Origin of the sequence: Synechococcus sp. R55.7 (assembly GCF_047461955.1) — a bacterium.
GTDB lineage: Bacteria > Cyanobacteriota > Cyanobacteriia > Thermostichales > Thermostichaceae > Thermostichus.
The window spans coordinates 1-3508 of sequence record NZ_JANSIC010000246.1; the positions used below are offsets into that span (position 1 = coordinate 1).

The following is a 3508-nucleotide window of genomic DNA, read 5'->3' on the forward strand; positions in this document are numbered from 1 at the left end:
GGAGAAGGTCGACCTCCTCGGTGGTTTTAATGGCCTCTTCCGGTCGAGGTGTGGCTTCTTGGCAGCGCTCCATGGCTTGAAGAAGCAGGGCTTCCCCTTCCTGCACCGTCTCAATGCGACAGAGGAGAGCACGGAATTGAGAGGCTCCGGCAAAGTCTTTGATGTACCAAGTCATGTGCTTGCGGGCCTGACGGATGCCACGTTCTCCCTTGTACTCCCAGAGACCGCGCAGATGCTCTAAGGCCATTTGAATCCGCTCCAGGGGAGTGGGGGCCGGTCTTTCTTGACCGGTTTTCAGGAAGTGATCGATTTCCCCCACCAGAAAGGGATAGCCCATGGTGCCGCGGGAGCACATCACCCCATCGGCTCCGGTTTCCTCCAAACACTTCACCGCTGCGGCTGTCGAGAAAATATCCCCATTGGCGATGACGGGAATGCGCAGGTGCTGTTTGACGCGGCGGATCCAGTCCCAGCGGGCTTTGCCGTTGAAGCCTTGGGCGCGTGTTCGGGCATGCAGGGTGAGCAGTTGCGCCCCTGCCTCCTGCAGACGGTGGGCAAAATCCAAAATGTTGATCTCCTGATCTGACCAGCCCAGGCGCGTTTTCACGGTTACGGGCACCTCCACTGCGTTGGCCACCGCCTCCACAATTCGCGCTGCCGTGTCGGGATCGCGAAGCAGAGAAGAGCCGCCGCCGTTTTTGGTAATCTTGTTCACCGGGCAGCCCATGTTGATGTCCACCAAGGTCGCCCCTTCGTCCACAGCCATGCGGGCTGCTTCCGCCAGAAAGTCGGGCCGACAATCAAACAGTTGGATGCCAATAGGCTGCTCTCCCTCGCCGACCTCCATGATGCGGGGCAACTGGCGGGCATAGTGCAAGCCGGTCGCGCTGACCATTTCCGTGTAAACCAAGCTGTGGGGGGCAAAACGGCGTACCAGCCCTCGAAAGACCTGGTCGGTTACCCCTGACAGTGGCGCCTGAAAGACGCGGCTCAAAACTTTTACCCCGCCGATATTGAGGGGCTGGGACAAGCGGGCTTGGAGTTCCGGCGAAAGCTGCAGGCCCATCGGGATCTGGAGAAGGCTATCCCTCTTTGTTGACAAAGTAAAGAAGACCCATGATGCGCGCTCGTTTGATCGCGGCGGTGAGCTCCCGCTGTTGTTTGGCAGTCAGGCCGGTGATGCGGCGGGGCAAGATCTTGCCACGCTCGGTAACAAATTTCTTGAGCAGCTCAACATCGGTGTACCTAATGGGTTCTCCCGGCTTAATGGGAGACAGGCGGCGGCGAGCGTAAACCATAGGTCAGGAGAACGGCGAAACGGCTTGAACTACTTAATCTCTTTGTGGACGGTGTGGCGGTTGCAGTGGGGGCAGAATTTCTTCAGCTCTAAGCGGGCTGTTGTGTTGCGGCGGTTTTTGGTGGTGGTGTAGCGGTTCACGCCTGGAGAGCGCTTGTTGACGTTGGTGCGGCACTCCGTACACTCCAGAGTAATGATGATGCGGGCACCCTTTGCTTTGGCCATGACGGATCCCAAGACGAAGGTAAACGGCAATGAGGAAACTGCAATCCCAGATCCTGAGGCTGGAGATGGGGGTTTACCTCGATAAGCGCGATCACCAATTATCCAACTTTTCCTTGACGGAATCAACCCAAGTTTTCACTTGCTTGCCCGTTTGTTGCCGTAGGCTACGGGCGTTGCGATCCACATCTTTGCTCAGGCGCTGCAACTGCTTGGACAGATCCCGCACGGTGTCATTGCGCTGGGCTTGGCGCAGCAGGTCGCGAGCAGCCGATTTGACGTCGTCAGCAGCGTCCCCCTCTAGGATGTCCTGCAAAAACTGCAGGACTTTTTCATCCAGGTGATAGCCCCGCTCCGCTTCCACGACCAGGGTGCGTCCAGCCCGGTCGTGAATGGTTTGGCGTTTTTCCTTGTCGAAGACGGCAAACAGCCCATCCGCAGCCAGAGGCACCAGCAGGGCCTCTGTAAGCACAAAGAGGGAGAGCACTCCCTCTCGAGCCAGAGAGCGAACCAGGTGCGGCGAGGCTTCGGTTTCGGGATCCAGGGTTTTGATGTTCAGCAGCCATTTGCCGAGGCTTTGGCCCTCAGGACGGGATTGGAAATAGCCGCGGTTCACCAGCCAGGTGGCGAAGAAGGCGAGATAGCCGGTCATGTCCACGGCGCCTGCATTGGCCCCTACCAGAGCAGCCAAGCCTTGGGCTAGGTAGGAGATCCCCAGCCCCAGCCCAAAGTCGAGGGCAAAAGCCCCAATTCGTTTGCTCCAGGGAGCCAATTTTGGCAGGGGTTCTCCCTCAGCAGCCGTTTGCGGGGCTGGCCGCTCGGCTTGAACCGGGGGCAGAGAAGTGGCAGGGGGCAAAGCGCTGAAGGTTCGCCACTCGCCAGCACTTTGATCCAGTTGTTCGGTTTTGGGCCGCTCTGGAAATTGGGGGCGTTCGGGGTAGGGTCTGGGATCCGTCATTGCCGGTTGAGACAGTCAGTTCTACCATTCTAGCGAGGCAAGCCCACACCCACCGGCAGAGGGGACGGGCTGCGACGGGGGATCTCGTAGGTCAGCCGATCGCGGGCCAGCAGGGTATTGGGAAAAATGGCCTGAGCTTCTGCCAGCAGGTCTTCCAAGGTAATGGGGGCCTCTGGGGTGTAGCGGGGGCTGAAGTGGGTGAGGATCAAAGCTTGGGCCTTGGCTTCGGCGGCCACTTGGGCGGCCATGGCGGCGGTGGAATGCTTAGAGCGGCGGGCCAGCTCCAAGTCAGCCTGAGCGTAGGTAGCCTCGTGGATGACCAGATCCGCAGCCCGGGAGAGATCAACAGCATTGCGGCAGAAAATCGTGTCGGTGCAGTAGGAGAATTTGCGGCCCGGAATGGGATCCCCGACATAATCCCGTCCGTGAAAGCAGCGGCCCTGCCAGATGATGGATTGGCCGGCCTTGAGCTGCCCATACAGAGGGCCAAAGGGGATCCCATCGGCTTGGGCTTTGGCTGCATTGAAGCTGCCTGGCCGATCCTGTTCCACCACGCGGTAGCCGAAGGCGGGCACCCGGTGATCCAAGGGCGCGCAGAAGACGGAGTATTCCGGCTCTTGCAGGATGAGACCGGTTTCGACGGTGTGAACGCGGAAGCCGTAGGGGATGCGCGTCTCGCTGTAGCGCAACACGGCCTTCAGGTACTCTTCCAGGCCCGGCGGGCCGTAGATATCGATGTGCTCAGGGGTGCTGCCCAAGCCACAGGAGGCCAACAGCCCCGGCAGGCCGTAGATGTGATCCCCGTGCATGTGGGTGATGAAAATGCGGCGCAACTGGCTGGGGCGCAGCTCGTCTAGGCGCAGCAACTGGTGCTGGGTGCCCTCGCCACAATCGAACAGCCACCATTCCGACCGCTGGGGAAACTGCACCGCCACCCCAGAGACATTGCGCTGGCGGGTGGGCATGCCGGAGCTGGTGCCCAAAAAGGTGATCCGAATGGCATTGGGATCTGTCACAGGGGCAAGACCTCA

5 protein-coding genes are annotated in these 3508 nt (G+C 59.9%); all 5 read right to left on the reverse strand.

All coding sequences use genetic code 11. The features are described 5' to 3' along the window. On the reverse strand, positions 1-1066 hold a 1066-nt coding region (dusB, locus tag NW820_RS11065; RefSeq protein WP_414407510.1), incomplete at its 3' end, for a tRNA dihydrouridine synthase DusB. 16 nt (positions 1067-1082) lie between these two features. Further along, positions 1083-1298: a 30S ribosomal protein S18 gene (rpsR, locus tag NW820_RS11070; protein ID WP_011433239.1), complete on the reverse strand. Its 216-nt coding sequence runs from the start codon at positions 1296-1298 to the stop codon at positions 1083-1085. A 29-nt stretch (positions 1299-1327) separates the two neighbouring features. Further along, positions 1328-1522 (reverse strand): 50S ribosomal protein L33, encoded by a 195-nt coding sequence (gene rpmG / locus NW820_RS11075; protein WP_011433240.1) that lies wholly within the window; start codon positions 1520-1522, stop codon positions 1328-1330. 91 nt (positions 1523-1613) lie between these two features. Beyond that, complete coding sequence (locus NW820_RS11080; RefSeq protein ID WP_414375156.1) at positions 1614-2477, reverse strand: RDD family protein; 864 nt, start codon at positions 2475-2477, stop codon at positions 1614-1616. 29 nt (positions 2478-2506) lie between these two features. Next, positions 2507-3475, reverse strand: coding sequence for a ribonuclease Z (gene rnz / locus NW820_RS11085; RefSeq protein ID WP_414350436.1), 969 nt, complete (start codon positions 3473-3475; stop codon positions 2507-2509). Positions 3476-3508: the final 33 nt, after the last annotated feature.

Coding starts and splice junctions, on each gene's coding strand:
- rpmG (WP_011433240.1), bottom strand. CDS start 1,522: ATGGCCAAAGCAAAGGGTGCCCGCATCATCATTACTCTGGAGTGTACG.
- NW820_RS11080 (WP_414375156.1), bottom strand. CDS start 2,477: ATGACGGATCCCAGACCCTACCCCGAACGCCCCCAATTTCCAGAGCGG.
- rpsR (WP_011433239.1), bottom strand. CDS start 1,298: ATGGTTTACGCTCGCCGCCGCCTGTCTCCCATTAAGCCGGGAGAACCC.